This window comes from Leuconostoc garlicum (assembly GCF_001998805.1).
Lineage (GTDB): Bacteria > Bacillota > Bacilli > Lactobacillales > Lactobacillaceae > Leuconostoc > Leuconostoc lactis.
Genome location: NZ_CP016329.1, coordinates 1,131,703 through 1,151,744 on the forward strand (window position 1 = coordinate 1,131,703; position 20,042 = coordinate 1,151,744).

14 protein-coding genes are annotated in these 20,042 nt (G+C 41.9%); 8 read left to right on the forward strand and 6 right to left on the reverse strand.

Features of this window, described 5'->3' with window-relative positions; translation table 11 throughout:
- Window positions 1-79: 79 nt before the first annotated feature.
- The 3 genes from hisS (at window position 80) to A9176_RS05785 (ending at window position 4,127) form a co-directional block, all read left to right on the forward strand.
- Window positions 80-1,384 carry a histidine--tRNA ligase gene (gene hisS, locus A9176_RS05775; RefSeq protein WP_077283255.1) on the forward strand — a complete coding sequence of 435 codons (1,305 nt, stop codon included), beginning with the start codon at window positions 80-82 and terminating at the stop codon, window positions 1,382-1,384.
- Window positions 1,381-3,150: an aspartate--tRNA ligase gene (aspS, locus tag A9176_RS05780; RefSeq protein ID WP_077282534.1), complete on the forward strand. Its 1,770-nt coding sequence runs from the start codon at window positions 1,381-1,383 to the stop codon at window positions 3,148-3,150. Before hisS ends, aspS begins: the two co-directional genes overlap by 4 nt.
- 110 nt (window positions 3,151-3,260) lie before the next feature.
- Complete coding sequence (locus A9176_RS05785; protein ID WP_029509253.1) at window positions 3,261-4,127, forward strand: YitT family protein; 867 nt, start codon at window positions 3,261-3,263, stop codon at window positions 4,125-4,127.
- A gap of 57 nt (window positions 4,128-4,184) precedes the next feature.
- On the opposite strand, the gene A9176_RS05790 is transcribed toward A9176_RS05785, so the two are convergent.
- The 4 genes from A9176_RS05790 to A9176_RS05805 are packed head-to-tail and all read right to left on the reverse strand — an operon-like array spanning window position 4,185 to window position 10,426.
- A complete protein-coding gene (locus A9176_RS05790) occupies window positions 4,185-5,831 on the reverse strand; it encodes an alpha-glucosidase (protein WP_077282536.1) in 1,647 nt (548 codons plus the stop codon).
- A gap of 15 nt (window positions 5,832-5,846) precedes the next feature.
- The gene (locus tag A9176_RS05795; protein ID WP_077282538.1) at window positions 5,847-7,478 is read right to left on the reverse strand and encodes a glycoside hydrolase family 13 protein; all 1,632 of its coding nucleotides are present in this window, start codon (window positions 7,476-7,478) and stop codon (window positions 5,847-5,849) included.
- 10 nt (window positions 7,479-7,488) lie between these two features.
- Window positions 7,489-9,273: a glycoside hydrolase family 13 protein gene (locus tag A9176_RS05800; protein ID WP_077282540.1), complete on the reverse strand. Its 1,785-nt coding sequence runs from the start codon at window positions 9,271-9,273 to the stop codon at window positions 7,489-7,491.
- 49 nt (window positions 9,274-9,322) lie between these two features.
- Window positions 9,323-10,426 (reverse strand): ABC transporter ATP-binding protein, encoded by a 1,104-nt coding sequence (locus tag A9176_RS05805; protein ID WP_048701826.1) that lies wholly within the window; start codon window positions 10,424-10,426, stop codon window positions 9,323-9,325.
- 354 nt (window positions 10,427-10,780) lie between these two features.
- On the opposite strand from A9176_RS05805, the gene A9176_RS05810 reads away from it, so the two are divergent.
- The 4 genes from A9176_RS05810 (at window position 10,781) to A9176_RS05825 (ending at window position 15,361) form a co-directional block, all read left to right on the forward strand.
- A complete protein-coding gene (locus A9176_RS05810) occupies window positions 10,781-12,013 on the forward strand; it encodes an extracellular solute-binding protein (protein ID WP_077282542.1) in 1,233 nt (410 codons plus the stop codon).
- Between the two features lie 57 nt (window positions 12,014-12,070).
- Window positions 12,071-13,432, forward strand: a complete 1,362-nt coding sequence (locus tag A9176_RS05815; protein ID WP_068850039.1) for a carbohydrate ABC transporter permease — start codon at window positions 12,071-12,073, stop codon at window positions 13,430-13,432.
- 2 nt (window positions 13,433-13,434) lie between these two features.
- A complete protein-coding gene (locus A9176_RS05820; RefSeq protein ID WP_068850036.1) occupies window positions 13,435-14,283 on the forward strand; it encodes a sugar ABC transporter permease in 849 nt (282 codons plus the stop codon).
- A 61-nt stretch (window positions 14,284-14,344) separates the two neighbouring features.
- Window positions 14,345-15,361 carry a LacI family DNA-binding transcriptional regulator gene (locus A9176_RS05825; RefSeq protein WP_077282544.1) on the forward strand — a complete coding sequence of 339 codons (1,017 nt, stop codon included), beginning with the start codon at window positions 14,345-14,347 and terminating at the stop codon, window positions 15,359-15,361.
- 140 nt (window positions 15,362-15,501) lie between these two features.
- Here the strand turns inward: A9176_RS05825 and A9176_RS05830 are convergent, their stop codons facing one another.
- Together A9176_RS05830 and A9176_RS05835 are read right to left on the reverse strand one after the other, a co-directional pair.
- Window positions 15,502-16,899 carry an amino acid permease gene (locus A9176_RS05830; protein WP_077282546.1) on the reverse strand — a complete coding sequence of 466 codons (1,398 nt, stop codon included), beginning with the start codon at window positions 16,897-16,899 and terminating at the stop codon, window positions 15,502-15,504.
- A gap of 135 nt (window positions 16,900-17,034) precedes the next feature.
- On the reverse strand, window positions 17,035-18,582 hold the full coding sequence (locus A9176_RS05835) for a PucR family transcriptional regulator (RefSeq protein WP_077282548.1): 1,548 nt from the start codon (window positions 18,580-18,582) through the stop codon (window positions 17,035-17,037).
- A gap of 169 nt (window positions 18,583-18,751) precedes the next feature.
- On the opposite strand from A9176_RS05835, the gene A9176_RS05840 reads away from it, so the two are divergent.
- Complete coding sequence (locus tag A9176_RS05840; RefSeq protein ID WP_029509267.1) at window positions 18,752-20,017, forward strand: MFS transporter; 1,266 nt, start codon at window positions 18,752-18,754, stop codon at window positions 20,015-20,017.
- Window positions 20,018-20,042: the final 25 nt, after the last annotated feature.

Below are 20,042 nucleotides of genomic sequence, written 5' to 3' on the forward strand. Positions count from 1 at the left end.
CGCTTTTGAGGTTTAATGTAAAAAATAAAAGGAGTAGGCGTTGTCGACAATTTAAGCGTCGCACAACGTGTGAATGAAAATGGCAAAAGCAACTTTCCAACGCCCCAAAGGCACAGCTGATTTGTTACCAGAACAAACGGCCCAATGGCAATATGTTGAAAATCTAGCCCGCGTTTTGTTTGGCGATTACAATTTTAAAGAGGTGCGGACACCACTTTTTGAAAACTTTGAAGTCTTTTCGCGTTCAGCAGGGGATACTTCTGATGTGGTGACGAAAGAAATGTATGATTTCCACGATAAGGGTGATCGCCATGTGGCCTTGCGGCCGGAAGGCACAGCCGGCATCGTGCGTGCCTTTGTGGAAAATAAGCTTTATGGCCCAGAATTTGACAAGCCGTATAAAGCCTTTTACATTGGCCCAATGTTTCGTTATGAACGCCCACAAGCTGGTCGTTTCCGTCAATTCCACCAAATTGGGGCAGAAGCCTTTGGCTCATCATCACCAGCGCTTGATGTTGAAATCATTGCGATGCTGATCAATTTTTTCCAAACTCTTGGCTTGGATAACTTGAAGGTTGCCATTAATTCCTTAGGAGATAAGGCAACCCGTGACGCTTATCGTCAGGCTTTGATTGATTATTTGAAGCCCCACTTTGATGAACTATCCGCTGATTCACAAGCGCGTTTAGAAAAGAATCCATTGCGTGTCTTGGATTCTAAAGATCCCCGTGATCAAGTCTTTGTTGCGGATGCACCAGTAATTTTGGATTATCTTTCTGATGATGCAAAAGCACACTGGGAAAAAGTCCAAGCACTGTTGACTGCGCTTGATATTCCATTTGAAGTTGATCCGACAATGGTGCGTGGTTTGGATTATTATAACGATACCATTTTTGAAATCATGACGGTGGATGACACCTTAAAAGGGGCAGCAACCATTGCTGGTGGCGGCCGTTATTCTGGCCTTGTATCAGAATTCGGTGGGCCGGAAACGCCTGGTGTTGGCTTTGGGATTGGCGTGGAACGGTTGGTGAGTCTTCTTGAGGCCAAAGGTTTAAAGCCAGTTGAACCTGAAGGGCTAGACTTTTATGTTGTCAATATTGGTGATGACACAGAAGTGGCAGCCATGCAAATTGTGCAAGCCATTCGTGGTTTTGGTTACGTCGCGGAACGTGATTACTTGGGGCGCTCAGCGAAAGCCCAATTTAAATCAGCTGATCGTTACCAAAGCAAGTACGTGGTCACGATTGGTGAACAAGAATTAGCGGATCACGTAGCAAAGATTAAAAATATGGCAACTGGTCAGCAACAAACAGTGAAATTAGCTGATCTTTATACAGATTTGCCAACAATTATTGATGCAGAAGGAGATGAAGAACAATGAAGCGAACACCATATGCCGGCTTAATTGATGAAAAGTATCTTGGCCAAACTGTGACACTATCAGGTTGGGTACAAAAGCGCCGTGATTTTGGTGACTTGATTTTCGTTGACTTGCGTGATCGTGAAGGGATTGTGCAACTCACATTTAACGCGACCCATCCAGCCGCGTTGGCCGTGGCAGAAGCCATGCGCAATGAATACGTGATTGCTGTGACAGGAACAGTTATTGACCGTGAAGCGAGCCAAGTGAACAATAAGATTCATTCGGGTAAAGTGGAAATTGATGTTACAGAGGCAGAAATCTTAGCTACATCAAAGACACCACCATTTTATATTGAAGATGGTGTGAACGCTAACGAAGAATTGAAGTTGCAATACCGTTATTTGGACTTACGTCGACCAGAAATGCAAAAGAATCTTCGTATTCGCTCAAAGATCATGTCAAGCGCGATGAAATTTATGGATGACAATGATTTCATCAATATTGAAACGCCAATTTTGGCCAAGTCAACACCAGAAGGCGCACGTGATTACTTAGTGCCTTCACGTATTTTCCCCGGTTCATTTTATGCCTTGCCACAATCACCACAATTGTTTAAGCAATTGTTGATGGGCGCTGGTTTTGATCGTTATTTCCAAATTGCGCGGGCCTTCCGTGATGAAGACTTGCGTGGTGATCGTCAACCAGAATTTACGCAAATGGACTTAGAAACATCATTCATGTCGGCTGATGAAATCCGGGCCTTAGTGAATGAGTGGGTGAAGACGATGATGCATGATGTCATCGGTTATGATCTAGACACTGCCGCAATTCAAACACTTACTTGGGAAGAAGCAATGACGCGTTTTGGGACGGATAAGCCTGATTTGCGTATTCCTTACGAACTTAAGGACTTGTCTGAAACGGTCAAGGATTCTGAATTTGGTGTCTTTGCGAATGCAGTCAAAGATGGTGGCGTGGTCAAAGCGATTGCCGTTCCTGGTGGTGCGGCGCACTACTCCCGTAAAGATATTGACAAGCTTGCGCAATATATTGAACGCTTTGGCGCAAAGGGCTTAGCTTGGTTAAAGGTAACCGCTGATGGTATTTCTGGCCCAATCGCCAAGTTCTTCCCTGAAGCTGATGCGTTGCTTGCAGCCACTGGCGCCAAAGAAGGCGACTTGTTGTTGTTTGGTGCTGGCCGTGCGGATGTTGTCGCGGCAACCTTAGATTACCTACGTCGTCAAACAGCGCAAGATTTAAATTTGATTGATCAAGACAATCCCTGGGCCTTTGCTTGGATCGTGGATTGGCCATTGTTTGAATACTCTGAAGAATTTGATCGCTGGATTGCCGCGCACCATCCATTTACCATGCCAAATGAGGCAGATTTGCACTATCTTGATGAGGGTGAAGATCCGCACCAAGCCCATGCACAAAGTTACGACTTGGTCTTAAATGGGTACGAATTAGGTTCAGGGTCAATCCGTATTCATCGCATGGATGTACAAGAAAAGATGCTTAAGGCACTTGGCTTTACACCAGAAGCAGCGCATGAAGCCTTTGGCTTCTTGTTAGAGGGTATGGAATATGGTTTCCCACCAATGGGCGGTATTGCGCTTGGTTTGGATCGTTTGGCCATGTTACTTGCAGGCCAAGATAACATTCGTGAAGTGATTGCCTTCCCTAAGAATTCACGCGCAACTGAACCAATGACTGAAGCACCAACACGTGTGGACGGTAAGCAATTGAATGATCTTGGCTTAATTGTTCCTGATGCTGACTAAATGAGAAAATGCGTGTCGTTTATCTTGATTAGAGGTATATTTTTGCGGGCATTCATGCTATATTTATCATACTCTAATTCAAAAAGGACAAGCGTTAACGCACATTCATCATGCGAAAATTTTTCCACAACTTTATGAAACATCGTGTTGCCGGACGTATCGGCGGGGCGGTCTTTTATGCCGTTATTGTCGCGGTCGCCATGGATTATTTCTGGCGGCCAGGGCATATTTACTCCTCTGGTTTTACCGGTTTTGCCCAATTAGTGTCAACGTTATCTGGTGGGCAGATTCCAGTTGGCTTGGCGTTGGCCTTTGTTAATTTGCCTATGTTGATGATTGCTTGGTGGCGGTTATCGTGGCGATTTGCGATTTTTACCACTTTGGCTGTTTTACTCAGTGCGGCCTTCATCCCACTCTTTGATACGCATCGGGTGTTAACGCCTGATCCGTTGATTAACGCATTGTTTGGTGGCGCCCTTAATGGGATGGCTGTTGGCACGGCATTGCGTTATGGGGTTGGCACGGGTGGCCTTGATGTGATTGGTATCTTGGTCAAAAAGAAGTTTGGCTTTAAGATGGGACCGGTCAATCTTGGCTTTAACGCACTGATTATGATTGGGGCGGGTTTGACTTACGGTTGGAAATACGCCCTATACTCAATTGTTGGTGTGATTGTCAGTTCACGCATGATTGATGCCTTTTATACCCGTCAGCAGCAAATGCAGGTCATGATCATTACGACCAAACCAGATGAAATGGTGCAAGGTATTTATGATAAAATGCGGCGTGGTGTGACCATTATTAATGATGCACGTGGTGGCTATACCGGTGAAGGCCGTTCCGTATTATTGACGGTGATTACCGAGCAAGAACGGTATGAGTTACGGGAAGCGATGAAGGCGGTTGATGAACATGCCTTTTCATCAACGTGGAAGATCGAACATACCGTGGGCCGTTTCTACGAACCAGAACTATAAAAAGCGAATCTGACGATTCGCTCTTTTTGATGGCTAATTTTTGGTGTTTTTAACGGGTTAGTGATACCAGATAATAGATTGAAATGGTTGCAGGTTCAGGGTTGGTGATATTTCTGGTATAGGATTAATCGTTGCTAGCAATGGCTGCCAGTCTTTCTTGAGTAGTTGTTTGGGTAGGGAAATTGTTTGAGCCGTATCTGACAAGTTGATGATAATTAAGCGTTGGCTATCGGTGGTATGTCGTGTAAACACTAAAATTTTAGTATTTGCCATAGTGATTAACTGAAAATCACCTGATTTTAAGTTGTCATCATGTCGACGGAGATGAATTAAGCGACGATAATAATTCAATATGGCATCAGGGTTTTCTCGACTCTCCTGATAATTATGCGTTTTCGTGTTAGGATTAGTGACCAACCAGGTTTTTTTAGCATCTGATGCATTGTCGGAAAAGCCAAATTTGGTCCACTGCATTGGGGTTCGAGCATTGTCACGTGACCAACTTGTTGCTTTTTTTAAGGCTAAATCTGTTGTCATCCCAGTCGACTTAAAGCGTTGAAAATCATGATAAGTTGGTGGATCATCAATTTGATCTGGCGAAGTAAAGGGGATGTTGGTCATGCCTAATTCCTCACCTTGATAAATAAATGGTGTACCGCGCAGTGTGAGTAACAAAGTGGCCAAACTTTTCGCTGCTAAAGGCTTGTTATCGCCATAAACAGTTAGTGATCTAGGCTGATCATGATTTTCAAGATATAGCCCTAGCCAGCCTTGGGAATTGAGTTGTGTCTGCCACGTTGTCAAACTAGACAATAAATGATTGATGTCGGCGCGTGGTGGGACTTCTGATTGACGTGATTGATGTTCTAATTCAAAAATCATGTCAATGAAACCCTGTGGTCCCGTCCAATTTCTCGCAGTGTCAGCATGCACACCGCCAGCTTCGCCAACAGTCATCAAATGCAGTGATTGAAAAGTGTCATGTAACCGTTTTAAAAATTTTTCGATACCTGGATTATTAGCAAAAATATCAAATTGATGTTCACCGGTGGGTTGTGGTGTCTCAAATGAAACTTTTTTAAGATGACTGAGCGCATCCAGACGAAAACCATCAATATTTTGTTCAGACCACCAAGTTATCATATTGATCATTTCGGTTTGTACAGATGGATTTTCCCAATTTAAATCAGGCTGTTCTGGCGCAAACAAGTGGAAATACCATTCATCAGTTGCTTGATTATAGGTCCAAACACTATCGCCAGTAAAATTAGTCCAATTGTTTGGTGGCTGGTGATGATGGTTTGGTTGCCAAATATAAAAATCGTGGTAAGGGTTAGTACGACTCGTTTTAGCTGCTTTGAACCAAGCATGTTGATTTGATGTATGGTTGACAACTAAATCCATAATGACACGAATATCTAGTTTGTGCGCTGCTGCAATCAGCTTTTTGAAATCAGATAATGTCCCATATTCTGGTGCAATGTTTTGAAAATCAGCAATGTCATAACCATTGTCGACATTTGGTGAGGTATAAATTGGATTGAGCCAAATAAAATCAATACCAAGCCATTTAAGATAGGGTAGGCGCTTAATAATACCTTGCAAATCGCCAATACCATCATGATTGGTATCCTGAAATGAACGTGGATATATTTGATAGCCAATCGCTGATTGCCACCATGGTGGCGTCTGTTTTGTCATCATTAACGACCTCTAAAATCACACATTTGTTGTGACTTGCACCACAAATGCTTCATAAGGTTGCAGCGTTTTATGCTGCAAAGTGGTTGGTGCGTCATAATTTGCAATGATGACGGCTTCGATGTGATCTGCACTGGTGAACGTATTGGTTTGGTGACTGAAATTAGTCACAACCAGCCAGGTGAGATCATGATAATGTCGGTAATAAGCAAAGACTTGATCAACTGTATCAATAAGCTCGAAATCACCATAAACCACGATGTCATTTTGATGTCTCAGTGTAATTAATTTTTGATACGTGTAGAAAACACTGTTGGGATCATTTAAAGCGGCTTCAACATTAATCTCAGGGTAATGGCTATTGACATCAAGCCATGGGTCAACATCAGAGAAACCACCATTCAGACTATTGCGCCAAGGGATAGGGCGTCGCGCATTATCACGACCTTTATGATTAATTTGATCAAGTATCGCATGATCAGATAGATTGCCATCTTTGCGTGCATCATGGTAATAGTTTAATGATTCAATATCGCGTAAAGCTGAAATATCTTTGACTGGGGTATTGGTTAACCCAATTTCTTCACCTTGATAAATGTAAGGCGTGCCTTTCATCATGTGCAGCAAAATGGCCAACATTTTTGCTGACGCCACACGGTAAGTCGTATCATTCCCCCAGCGTGAGACAATGCGAGGTAAATCATGATTATTCCAAAATAGTGACTGCCAACCCTCATCATTGTTGAGCTGTGTTTGCCATTTAGTCATGACAACCTTGAGTTTGCTCACATCTAATGGGGTATAAAACCATTTGTCTTGACCAGTTTCTTGATCGAGTGTGATGTGTTCAAATTGAAAAACCATTGATAGTTCTTGTCGATCAGGACGCGTATATAATTTGGCGATTTCGGGTGTTGCCCCCCAAGTTTCGCCAACTGTCATTAAATCGTGATGCGCAAAGGTGGCTTGGTTCATTTCTTTTAAGTAGTCATGGAGCTTAGCACCGTTAGCAGTTATCTTTTCATCTGGTATTTTACCGATTAAATCAATAACGTCTAAACGAAAACCACCAACACCTTTATCAATCCAGAAATTAATCATCTGATAGAGTGCTTGTCTGACGTCAGGATTGGCCCAATTTAAGTCAGGTTGTTTTGGACTAAACAGATGTAAATAATATTGATTGGTGAGGGGGTCTAATGTCCAGGCACTACCGCCAAATGCAGCATGTAGGTCATTTGGTTCTGCCTGCTGATGCGCATCACGCCAGATATAAAAATCGCGATAAGCGTTGTCGCGATTTTGTTTTGATGCAATAAACCAAGCATGTTCATCAGAAGTGTGATTTAACACGAGATCCATCACGATTTTGATATTTCTTTCACGCGCAGCATGAATTAAAGCGTCCATGTCGGCCATTGTACCGAATTCAGACATGATACTTTCATAATCACTGATATCATAGCCGTTATCATCGTTTGGTGAAGCATAAACGGGTGACAACCATATGGCGTCAACGCCGAGTTTTTGCAAGTAGTCAAGATGTGAGATAATGCCTTGAATATCGCCGATGCCGTCATGATTAGTGTCTTGAAACGAACGGGGATATATTTGATAGACAACGGCTGATTGCCACCAAGGTGCTGTCATAAAAAACTCCTTATTGATTAGAAATCGTCACAATAAAGCCATGAGGCTCAATGATTTGATCGTTGTATAGCTGTTCTAAAATAATGTGAGCGCCATCAATTGTTGTTGGAATGGCATAATTGGTATGCCCAGCATTAAATATGGCGCCGATTTTTGTTTGCCCCAGTTCACGCGTGAAGCTCACAATGTTTTTGTGATCATCTGTCTCCCAAGACAGTGTCCCTTCAGACAAGACAGTCTGATAATCATGGCGTAGCTGAATCAAGTGCTTTAAAAAGGCATACATTGATGCATCTTGTTCATCACTTTGCCAAACCATCGGTCGCCGATTATCGGGATCTTGTTGGCCGGTCATGGCATATTCGCTACCGTAATAGATATCCGGTGTACCTTGTTGTAAGAACATAAACGTATACATTTGTTTCACGATTGACTGATGATTGCTGGCAACGGTTAGAATACGTGGCGCATCATGGGAGTCAAGTAGATTAAACATGACCTGATTTGTTTGGTCGCGATTTAGCATCAGTTGGGCATTGAGTTTATGGACCATTTGGGATGGTGAAAGTTGTTGCTTGGCAAAGAAGTCAACAATTGATCCTGTGAAAGCATAGTTCATGACGGCTGAAAATTCGTCACCCTGCAACCATGATTGTGCACTTGTCCAAATTTCACCCAGAATATAAATATCAGGTTTGATGGCAGTTACTGCCGTGCGAAATTTTTTCCAGAAATGATGGTCAACTTCATTCGCCACGTCCAAACGCCAGCCATCGATATCAAATGCTTTAATCCAGTAGGTCGCAATGTCAATCAGATAATTTTGTACTGCTGGATTAGCGGTGTTAAGTTTGGGCATGTGTGGTGTGAAGGCGAATGTATCGTAGTTTGCGTCGGCAGCATACTCGAAATTATCAGTCGGCGTATAACGAACAGGGAAGTCATGAATATGAAACCAATCAGCGTATTTTGATTGCCGACCATTAGCCATAACATCTTGCCATTGCGGACTTTGATCACCAATATGATTGAACACGGCATCAAGCATCACTCTGATTCCGGCAGCGTGGGCCTTTTCAACTAATAATTTAAAATCTTCTTTTGTCCCAAAATGTGGATCAATTTCAAAATAATCTTGCGTATCATATTTATGATTAGTCGGTGCTTTAAAAATAGGTGTGAGATACAAGCCGTTAATACCCAGTTGACTGAAGTGATCTAAATGGTTGATAATACCCTGCAAGTCCCCGCCGTAAAAACTTTCAGCGGTGGGATGATCACTTGAGCGCCAAGGTAATGTTCCAGATGGATCATTGGTTGTGTCCCCATTGGCAAAGCGTTCAGGAAAAATTTGGTACCATACTGTTTTCTTGACCCAATCTGGTGCTTTAAAACGATCAATTTCTTGAAAATAGGGCATTTTAAAATAATTATTGGCACCCATCAAACCGCTGTCATCATTTGCAGAAGCTGTGAGTGTTTCAAATCCCTGATCACCATAAAAAACTGAATCGCCGAAACTGTCAGTTAAAATAAAGCCATAATTTAAACGGTTAAAAGGCGCTGTTAATGATGCTTGCCAATATTGATGGGTCTCAGTGACAAGTGTTTTTTCCATGACAACATTGGCCGATTTTTGCCAAGTACCGTTCTGCCAATTATAGGGATCTCCAGCAACGACGCTAATGGATTGGATATCATCTTTTGCGGTTCGGATACGTAATCGTAGTTCATCTGCTGTATATAAATAAGCATATTCAGATTCAGGACGATGATAAATTGCTGCTTTATTCATAAATAATGGCCTCGTTAATGGATTAAATGGTCAGGAAATCGCGACAGTCTTAGACAATCCGCTGTGTCGTATCGGCATCAAAAAAGTGGCCTTTATTGGTGTTGATTGCGAGTTCAATTGCGGCACCAGGTTGATTGTAATCACGGGCATTGACACGCGCAACCAGTTGTTGTGAACCAACTTGCGTATACAACATTGAGTCGGCGCCCATTAGTTCTGCAATGGTAACCGTTGCTGTCACTTTACTTTCGGGATAGGTGTCGAGTGCGACTTGTTCGGAATGAATATCTTCTGGCCGAATACCGAAGACAACTTGTTTGCCTTCGTAGCCACGGGCGGTGAGTTGCTTAGCCATACCAAGCGGAATTTTCAGCGTAAAACCATCTTTTGTCGTCAATACATCATGACTGAACTGACCAGAAATCATATTCATTGATGGCATACCAATGAATGTGGCCACAAAAATGTTGGCGGGTTCATTGTAAAGTTCTTGTGGGGTACCAACTTGCTGAATGTCACCATGGTCGATAATCACAATGCGATCAGCCAGTGTCATCGCTTCTGTCTGGTCATGCGTCACATAAATAGTCGTGGCACCAATCCGCTTGTGAATCTTAGTGATTTCTGCTCTAATTTCAACACGTAATTTGGCATCAAGGTTAGATAGGGGTTCATCCATTAACAAAATTTTTGCATCGCGAACGATTGCGCGTCCCATCGCGACACGTTGCCTTTGACCACCAGATAAGTCAGCGGGTTTGCGATCAAGATAGTCTTCAATACCGAGAATTTTCGCTGCGTCTTGCACACGTTGTGTGATTTCTGCTTTGGGTACTTTTCTTAATTTGAGACCGAACGCAATATTATCAAACACGCTCATATGTGGGTAGAGGGCATAATTTTGAAAAACCATCGCAATATCGCGGTCTTTAGGTGGGACATCATTCATTAATTTATTGTCAATGAAAAATTCACCACTAGTTATCTCTTCTAAGCCGGCGATCATACGTAAAACAGTTGATTTACCGGAACCAGATGGCCCGACAAACACGATAAACTCTTTATCGTGAATTTGAAGATTATAATCTGCCACAGATGGGGTGGTCATGTGTGGATAGGTTTTATTGATGTGTTCCAAACGAATTTCAGCCATTTTGTCTTCCTTGTTTTTTTAATATCGGATATCGCAACTATAAAAATGATAGCGCTTACATTGATAAGGTTAGCATACTTAGAAATAAATGCAAGCGCTTCCACAAATTTGCTATACCAAATTCGATATGTTTGTGAAAAATATGATTTATTTAATAATAGAATCGTCATTAATGCGTAAATAATCAAAAAATACGCCTGTATATGCTCAATTAATCGCAATCAAAATATCACATATTTTTTAGACCAATTTATAAACAATAAAAATGTAAACGCTTGCATTACTTGAATCAATGTTTTATGATGATTGCGTAATCAAAAAGACAAAGACAATTTTTCTGGAGGAAAAAACATCATGAGAAAAATGATGAGCGTGATGACTGGGGCAATGGTAACGTTGCTGACGGCTTCAACTACCGTTGGATTATTGAGTGTGGCACTTGATACACCAACAGTAAGTGCTGCCAAGACGGCAAAGTTGAAGTTGTGGGTGGACACAGGGACAAAACCAACCTATGTTCAAGCTGTTAAAGATTTTGAAAAAGCGAATCCCAGTATCAAGGTGACGATTAAGTACATGAACTCAACTGATGCATTAAAGAATTTGCAAAAGGATCCATCGGCTGCTGCCGATGTCTTCATGTTTCCGCATGATCAAATCGGTTCGTTAGCATCACAGGGATTGATTTATCAAAATACTAAATATGCTAAAAGCCTTAAATCAACGCAAATTTCTAATGCAATGGCGGGTGCAACTTATAAGGGCAAGGTGTACGGTTATCCTTACGGTATTGAGTCACAAGTTTTGTATTATAACAAAACGCAACTTGGCAATGATGATATTAAATCTTGGACGAGTTTGACATCCAAGGGAAAAATTGGCACCAATTTAGCATCAGCTGGGGCTAACTACATTTTCGCACCACTGTTTTACACTGCCGGAGACACTTTGTATGGGAACAATGGTGAAAAAGCCAAAGGGACAAATATTGACAATGAAAAAGGTGTATCCGTTCTGAAGTGGATCAAAGCCCAAAAAGATAATCCGGGTGTTGTTCAAGCCAGCACGAATACATTGAATCTGCTACAATCAGGCAACATTTCAGCAACTTTGTCTGGGCCATGGTCATATAATGACTATAAAAAAGCCCTAGGTGACAACTTGGACATTGCCCCATATCCAACAGTTGACTTGGGTTCTGGCGAAAAGCAGATGCAGGCGTTCTTGGGTGTTAAGTTATTTGGTGTTAAACAAGATACAAAAGAACCATTGGCAGCGATGAAATTAGCAAAGTACTTATCAAGTGATAAGGTACAAGAGCTTGGATTCAAAGATTCACACTACATTCCATCATCTAAGAAGGTTCAAGCTTCTCAAGATATTCAAAATGATGCGCTTGCTAAGGCGGTTGTCGACATGTCGCAAAAGGGTTATTCAACACCAATGCCTAAATCACCAGCGATGGCTAACTTCTGGACATCATCTGATGCATTGTTTAACGACACATACAAGGGCAAGATTTCAGACAGTCAAATGTTACCAAAGTTGACCACTTTGGTTAAAAATGCCTCAAAATCAGTTAAATAGAAGTAAAACAGTGAGTGGCTAGCAGTCACTGTGTACATACTTATGAAGGATGGAAAGATGTTTAAAAGAAAAAAGCATGCGACTTTTGAAGCACATATACCCCTAACACAGTTATTTAAAAAAGCAGATGGTGCGACCAAGGCCTCTTATTTAATTATGGGTGCTGCCAACATTGCCAATAAACAATATCTCAAAGGCTTTATCTTTTTAGCACTAGAAATATCTTGGGTGATGTGGTTGTTCACGACAGGATTAAAAGCTTATCACAACATGATCACGTTGGGCACAAATGCACAAGGTTTGGTTTATGACAAAAAATTAGGTATTTCTGTCTTAAAAGCGGGTGATAATTCAATGCTTTTGCTACTGTGGGGCATGCTAGCGGTCATTATTACGGTACTGTTTATACTCTTATACCGTGCTAATTTGGCATCGGCGCGGAAAATATGGGAATTAAAACAAGCCGGTGAACCACTGCCAACTTTGAAGCAAGACTTAGCGTCCTTGCTTGACGAAAAAATGCATGTGACATTGATGGCCATTCCAATGACAGGCGTTTTATTCTTTACTATTTTGCCGCTGATTTATATGATTGCGATTGCTTTTACCTCATACGATCACAATCACTTGCCACCCAAAAATTTATTTAGTTGGGTTGGCTTTGCGAATTTTGGTAATGTGATCTCCGGGCAAATGGCTAGTACCTTCTTTCCTGTACTGGCCTGGACGTTAATTTGGGCCGTTGCCGCCACTGTAACATCATTTTTCTTTGGTGTTATCTTGGCAATGATGATCAATGCTAAGGGGATCAAAGGCAAAAAAGTTTTTCGAACACTCTTCATTTTAACGATGGCGATTCCAGCCTTCATTAGTTTGCTAATTATGAACAATATGTTTGCTGATGGTGGCTTAGTGAACACATTGCTGATTAACGCTGGTCTGACTAAAACATCGTTACCATTTTTCACAAATCCGTTGTTTGCTAAGTTAACAATTATTGTTGTTAACTTATGGATTGGTATCCCAGCGACAATGTTGGTGACAACGGGGATTTTACAAAATCAATCTGAAGAACAAATTGAAGCAGCAGAAATTGATGGCGCGAATAAATTCCAAATTTTCAAGTCAATCACATTTCCGCAAATTGTGTTTGTGATGGCACCGAGTTTGATTCAACAGTTCATTGGTAATGTGAACAATTTCAATGTGATTTATTTGTTAACCGGTGGTGGCCCGGCTAACTCCAATTATTACGGCGCTGGCTCAACAGATTTGCTGATTACTTGGTTATACAATTTAACTTTGAATACCGCTGATTATAACTTAGCTTCAGTCATTGGTATCTTAATCTTCATTTTGTCTGCCACATTCTCGTTGCTTGCTTATAAGAAAATATCAAATTCTGGGATGGAGGCATAACAATGCATAGTTTAAAAGGCGTAAAACGCCGTAATACAATGATTTTGTATCTATTATTGACTGTCATGGCAATTGTTTGGGTCGTGCCTATTCTCTGGATTATATTGACGAGTTTCCGTGGGGAGGGTGGTGCGTTTGTTAACTATTTTTGGCCAAAAACCTATACCCTTCATAACTACGTCCAACTGTTTACCAACTCACAGTATCCTTTTGGTCGCTGGTTCTTGAATACATTATTTGTGTCGATTGTGAGCGGTTTTATTTCCACAGCTTTAGTGTTAGCAATGGCATACTCATTGAGTCGCTTACGATTTAAGTTAAAGGGTCCTTTTTTGAAAGTTGCCTTAGTTTTGAACATGTTCCCAGGCTTTATGGCAATGTTTGCGATCTATTATATTTTGAAAGCAGCTGGTTTGACGCAAAGTTTGTTCGCCTTAATATTAGTGTATGTGTCGGGCGCTGGTTTGGTATTTTACATTCAAAAAGGCTTTTTCGATACGATTCCGTATTCATTGGATGAAAGTGCCATGTTAGATGGGGCAACGAAATGGCAAATTTTTACCAAAATCACATTGCCATTATCTAAACCAATCATTGTCTTTACGGCATTGACAGCATTTACGGGGCCTTGGATGGATTTCATTTTTGCTCAGGTGATTATGGGGGACAATGTTAAAAACTATACCGTTGCGATCGGATTATATTCGATGATGACGAAAGAAACGGCGAATTCATTATTCATGAGTTTCGCTGCGGGGGCAGTGATTATTGCCATTCCAATTACAATTTTGTTTATTGTGTTGCAACGATTCTACGTTTCTGGTGTGACAAGTGGTTCGGTCAAAGGTTAAAAAGATTGGGACGTCAGTCCCAATCTTTTTCATGTTACAATAACGGGTACAGGAGGGGGCTATGGTAACAATACAAGATATTGCAAATAAATCCGGTGTTGCGATGTCAACGGTTTCGCGCGCGTTGGCTGATTCACCCAAAATTAGTGTTAAAACCAAGGAACGGATTAAAAAAATGGCACAAGATATGGGCTATACGCCAAATTTTGCTGCACGGAATTTAACACAGCGTGAAAGTAACACGGTCGGGGTAGTTTTTCAGCCACAAGCCGTCGGTAGTGCTGAAAATGATTTTGCCATGCAATTACTATTTGGTATTAATTCTCAACTCGTTGCGCGACAATACTTATTGACTACTGCGACGGGCAGCAATTGGTCTGAAGTCTACAATGCCGTTAAAATGATGGTGGAAGCCGGACAAGTTCGTCGTTTTATACTGCTTTACACGGTTGAAAATGATCCAATTTCTGAATTGTTACGCGAAAACAACGCGCGTGTGGTTGTTACTGGCGAACCTGAGCAAGCGCATCATGTTTTATATGTTGATAATGATAACCGACGCGCTGGAGAAGAGGCGACTAGGCAGTTAGTTGACCAGTTTAATCTAAAAGCACCGCTCTTTGTTCGCACTGTAGCTGATTGGCGTTATGAGCGAAATCGTGAAATTGGGTTTCATATTGCCCAACCAGAGGGCCAAATTTTATCATTACCGATTGATTTTCAAGCGCAAAAACAGGTATTGAAACATTATTTCGAATTACATCCCGAAATTGATGGCATTGTTGCGAGTGATGACAAAATCGGTTATCTGGCACGTCATCAAGCTCAAGCCCATTTGCCCACACACCCCAAATTACCAACGATCGCATTTAATCATTCTGAATATGCACGACTCGGTGGTGAGGACTTCTATTCAGTTGATGTGTTGCCACGTAGTTTGGGCAGTGAAGCGGTCCGATTATTGTTTAATGATCAGCGTTCTGTGCTGGAGCAAACAAAGGCAACAAGCGTGATCGTGCCGTATCGTTTACCTGAATTTGGTGGCGAACCGTTGAATCGAATGATACCAAATGATTGATTTGATTAGTGCATAAGGGATAACAAAAAAGGAAACACACTGGCAATTAGCTTGGCTATTCCGGCAGAGATAGCCAGTATTGCCGGTATAATCGAACGGGCATCAAAAAAAGCGAATCGTCAGATTCGCTTTTTTGATGGTTAATTTTTGGTATTTTTAAAACGTTGATGCACAAGGGTACCAAAGACAACGGTGAAAATAATGGCACCAATGGCTGACATACGCGTATCAGACTGGAAGAACAGGCTGAAGTAAATGGCAACAAAGAAGAGTAAGGTTAAAGGACTAGTGACTTTGTAACCTGGCATTTTGAACCCGTCAGGCAAAAAATCAGCTGATTCACGGAATTTGCGATGGGCATACATCGTTAACCCATAAACAATGATATACATATTTGATGAAATGGCCGTGATGAAACTAAAGGCTGATGTAATTTGTGGCAACGCACTGATAATGGGTGAAAAGAGTACCAAGGCAGCGGTAAAAATAATGGCATTGGCTGGGATGCCAAGTTTAGAAATCTTGCCAAATGGCGCCATGATCGTAGTATTTGATTCTTTTGCTAATTGATAGAAATGACGTCCTGCCGAATAGAGCGCAGAGTTCAATGCTGAGGCAGCCGACGTTAAGACGACGAAGTTAATCACCGTTGCTGCTGCCTTGAAGCCCGCTAATTCAAACACCATCACGAAGGGGCTTTGACCAGGTGTTTTGGCGATGACGTGCCAGTTAATAATGGACATGATAATGATCATGGCACCCAGATAGAAAATTAAAATACGGAAGATAATGGTGTTAATTGCGCGTGGTAAGACTTGACGCGGATTTTGTGTTTCGGCTGTGGTGATGCCGACAAATTCCATACCTTGAAAGGCAAAGAAAACCATGGGAAATGCGGCAAAGAACATGGCTGGCCCGTTGGGGAATAGCTCAAAATTATGGGTGATATTACTAAATGATGCAATCGTATGACCACCAGCTGCGGGCGCTTCAAAACCGGTGAAAATCAAGAACAAACCAGTCGCAATCATGGCCAGAATGGCGATAATTTTAATCATGGCAAACCAGTATTCTGTTTCACCAAAAATTTTGACGGCCACCAAATTAACCAAAGTCAAAATAGCTAAGAAGACAATTTGGATTAACCACGTGTGCCAACCTGGAAACCAGAATTTCACATAAGTCGAGACAGCGGTTAATTCAGCCATGGCGACGAAGGTCAACCCAATCCAGTAGGACCAGCCGGCAAAATAGCCGGCCCCAGCGCCGACGTAGCGACTAATAAATGACACAAATGTGTGTTGGGTTGGATCGGCGTAGAGCATTTCACCAATCCCACGCATCATTAAGAAGAAAAATGCGCCAAGAATGGCATAGACAACCAAAATTGATGGGCCGGTTTTGGCTATCGAATTACCAGCCCCTAAAAACAAGCCGGTACCAATTGTGCCACCGATGGCAATCATTTGGACATGCTTCTTTTTGAGGCCACGTACTGTGCCGTCAGGGTTAGTTGCTAAGTCTGTATATTCAATCATATTTGTACCTCCGGTTATCGTGGCCAAAAAAAAAGAGCCAATATAAACATATTAGCAGTTTTACGGTTGAGCATATCGGGAAGGATGACAAAAAATAAAGAATATTTTGTGCACAATCAATAAAAAAGTATGTGCCTAAATGAGTAAGAGTGCTAATTGAATATCAACTAACACGTCAGGCATCTCTAAATCAACGCCGAGTAACTCGTTAATCCGTTTTAAGCGATAAGTAATCGTATTGCGATGGACGAATAAAGCATTAGCCACGGCCGTCACATTTTGATGCAAGAAAACATAAGTTTCTAAGGTTTCCAGTAGTTCGGCATTCTCTAAAATTGGACCCAATGTTTTTTCAACGAAAACACGGGCTTCTTGTTTTGGCAAGAGGTGTAGTAGCTCTTGGGCGTTTTTAGGCCGGAATCGCATAATGGGATGCTGTTGAGAGGTTAATTTCAGCGCGTTATTGGCCTGATCATATAAGTCAGACAGCATATGAATCGATTCGGCAATTCTTGAAAAGCCAATCGTAAAAGCATAATGTAAACCGGGCTGTTGCATTAAAAAATCATAGAGACGCTTGAGGAAGTGTCGCGTATCAATCTGTTCGTCAATCAACAAGACGAGTTGCTGGCGATGAGAAAAGGTCAAGACTTGCCAATCATGTTCAAAAATAAACCAGCGGGTGAGTTGTTGGCGAATTTCAAATTGACGCGATTCGATGACCTTGTTTTTTTCGCTGAAATCAAGAATGGCCACCCGATAGCGGCGTTTATTGTCAATATTGGCATTATAGAGATAATTATCAATTGCCTCATGGCTCAACCCGCGTTGCATCACGTTTAAGAAGAAACCAGAACGGTTCCGAAACTCCGTTTCGTTCAACAAATCAGTGCGCGAATTAGCTAAACCGAGTGTATTCATTACCTGTTGGCGCTTTAAAATTTGAAAGCTTGATGGTTCATCTTGATTAACAACAAAGGCAGCAAACGCTTTGTTTTCATTTAAAGCGGAAAAAATCGGCAAAATGTCAATGAGTTGGTGGTTAAATTCAACCCGAACTGGGACGGTCAAATTCAAGTAGTCAATACCAGATTCGTGGCGTAAGTAATGGGTTAAGAATTCACGTTGCGCCACCCATTCGCTGCTCGCATAAATGGCTGTAAAGTGGGCATCGAGTAGTGCCAGTGGTGTTTCCAATACTTTAGCACTTTGATCGAGTAGGTGTTGATAGGTAATATTTTGTGCATTCAATTCCGACAATTGCTGGTTGATGGCAATGATTTGTTTTAGTTCAGTATTCTGAGTTTCTAAAATAACAGCCGTCAGCCGTTTAACGGTTAATGATAAAAAATCATCTGTTGGTGTCCATAAAATAGGCACTTTAAGATGGTCGGCCAGCTCAATGATCGTTTTGGGCAGGGTGGTAACGTAACGACCAGCCTTAATCGCAATCCCACTGGCATTCGTGTCATGCATGCCAATAATCAAATCACGTAATAAATGATGATTCTGGGAAAAATGATAACCAGACGTGACCAGAAGTTGGCCATCAAATAAGAAGTCCGTGATATCCGGTGCATCAATCATACCGACTTGGGATACTTCGCGTGATAACCCATCGGCGCCAGCCGCAACTTGAATGTTGCGTAAGGATGGGTGTTGTAAAATCTCAGATAATTGCATGTCGTGTCAGCCTCAAAGTATTTTTTTCATTGTATCGTAGTTAGTGATAGTGCACAAGCGAATTTTGAACGTTGTGCAAGTCGCACGAATACCCGTATCGGACGGCATGATATATTACGATATGTAGGAATGATATATTTAACGTTGGGTAGGGTATGAAGGGATAATTATGCGAACAGAAAAAGCAATTATTAGTAACGTCTTAAAAGGTTCTTTAGGGAATTTGGTGGAGTGGTTTGATTGGTATGTGTATGCCGCGTTTGCCATTTATTTTGCACCGGTGTTTTTTCCATCACATGATAAAACAGCCGAGCTGTTAAGTACGGCAGCTGTTTTTGCGATTGGTTTCTTGATGCGTCCTTTGGGGAGCTTGTTACTGGGTAAATATGCCGACCAACATGGACGCCGAGCCGCGTTAACATTATCAGTGCTGATTATGGCAGCGGGGTCGTTGGTGATTGCGGTGACACCAGGGTATGATCAAATTGGGATATTGGCACCAGCGATCTTAGTCATTGCGCGACTTTTCCAGGGCCTATCTTTGGGTGGTGAGTACGGCACGTCAGCTACTTATTTGTCAGAAATGGCAAGTGCGGGGCACCGCGGCTTTTACTCATCCTTTCAATATGTGACGTTGATTAGTGGTCAATTGCTGGCTTTAGGGGTACAAATTATCTTGCAAATCACGTTGTCTGAGCATGCGATTGCAGTCTGGGGATGGCGGATTCCCTTTGTCATTGGTGCGCTTGGGGCGTTAATCGTTCTTGTTTTGCGGCTGAGTATGGAAGAGTCCGATCAATTCTTGGCACAAGCCAAAAAAGAGAAGGGGCAATTGCGTGAATTGTTACATTATCCTAAGGCAGTGCTGACGGTGATGGGTTTGACGTTAGGTGGGACGATTGCCTTTTACACCTATACCACATATCTCCAAAAGTTTATGATTAATACCACGGGTTTGCCAAAACAAACAGTGACTTGGATTAATTTTGCTGCTTTGTTTATTTTCATGGTATTACAACCCTTTGCTGGGGCGTTGTCGGATAAAATTGGGCGGAAGCCATTGCTGTTTTGGTTTGGTGGGTTAGGAACAGTGTTCACCGTACCTATTTTCTTAGCATTGGCACAAACGAAGAGTGCCTGGGTGGCCTTTTTCTTGATGCTAGCGGGCTTGGTGATTGTGACAGGTTATACAGCTATTAACGCTATTGTGAAAGCAGAAATGTTCCCAACAGAAATTCGGGCGTTAGGTGTCGGGTTGCCTTATGGTCTGACCGTTGCCGTTTTTGGTGGGACGGCGGAATATGTGGCGCTTTATCTCAAGAATGCGCATCATGAATCGGTCTTCTTTGTTTATGTCGCCGCTGTTATTTTTATTAGTTTGCTCGTTTATTGGCGGATGGCTGATACAAAGGCCACTTCTAAACTGGATCAATAAATGATAAAATAATGATAATACAAGG

Excerpts from the sequence above, each read along its gene's own strand:
- A9176_RS05805 (WP_048701826.1), bottom strand. The coding sequence starts at position 10,426 with ATGGCTGAAATTCGTTTGGAACACATCAATAAAACCTATCCACACATG.
- A9176_RS05800 (WP_077282540.1), bottom strand. The coding sequence starts at position 9,273 with ATGAATAAAGCAGCAATTTATCATCGTCCTGAATCTGAATATGCTTAT.
- A9176_RS05815 (WP_068850039.1), top strand. The coding sequence starts at position 12,071 with ATGTTTAAAAGAAAAAAGCATGCGACTTTTGAAGCACATATACCCCTA.
- A9176_RS05840 (WP_029509267.1), top strand. The coding sequence starts at position 18,752 with ATGCGAACAGAAAAAGCAATTATTAGTAACGTCTTAAAAGGTTCTTTA.
- A9176_RS05835 (WP_077282548.1), bottom strand. The coding sequence starts at position 18,582 with ATGCAATTATCTGAGATTTTACAACACCCATCCTTACGCAACATTCAA.
- aspS (WP_077282534.1), top strand. The coding sequence starts at position 1,381 with ATGAAGCGAACACCATATGCCGGCTTAATTGATGAAAAGTATCTTGGC.
- A9176_RS05810 (WP_077282542.1), top strand. The coding sequence starts at position 10,781 with ATGAGAAAAATGATGAGCGTGATGACTGGGGCAATGGTAACGTTGCTG.
- A9176_RS05830 (WP_077282546.1), bottom strand. The coding sequence starts at position 16,899 with ATGATTGAATATACAGACTTAGCAACTAACCCTGACGGCACAGTACGT.
- hisS (WP_077283255.1), top strand. The coding sequence starts at position 80 with ATGGCAAAAGCAACTTTCCAACGCCCCAAAGGCACAGCTGATTTGTTA.
- A9176_RS05820 (WP_068850036.1), top strand. The coding sequence starts at position 13,435 with ATGCATAGTTTAAAAGGCGTAAAACGCCGTAATACAATGATTTTGTAT.
- A9176_RS05785 (WP_029509253.1), top strand. The coding sequence starts at position 3,261 with ATGCGAAAATTTTTCCACAACTTTATGAAACATCGTGTTGCCGGACGT.
- A9176_RS05790 (WP_077282536.1), bottom strand. The coding sequence starts at position 5,831 with ATGATGACAAAACAGACGCCACCATGGTGGCAATCAGCGATTGGCTAT.
- A9176_RS05795 (WP_077282538.1), bottom strand. The coding sequence starts at position 7,478 with ATGACAGCACCTTGGTGGCAATCAGCCGTTGTCTATCAAATATATCCC.
- A9176_RS05825 (WP_077282544.1), top strand. The coding sequence starts at position 14,345 with ATGGTAACAATACAAGATATTGCAAATAAATCCGGTGTTGCGATGTCA.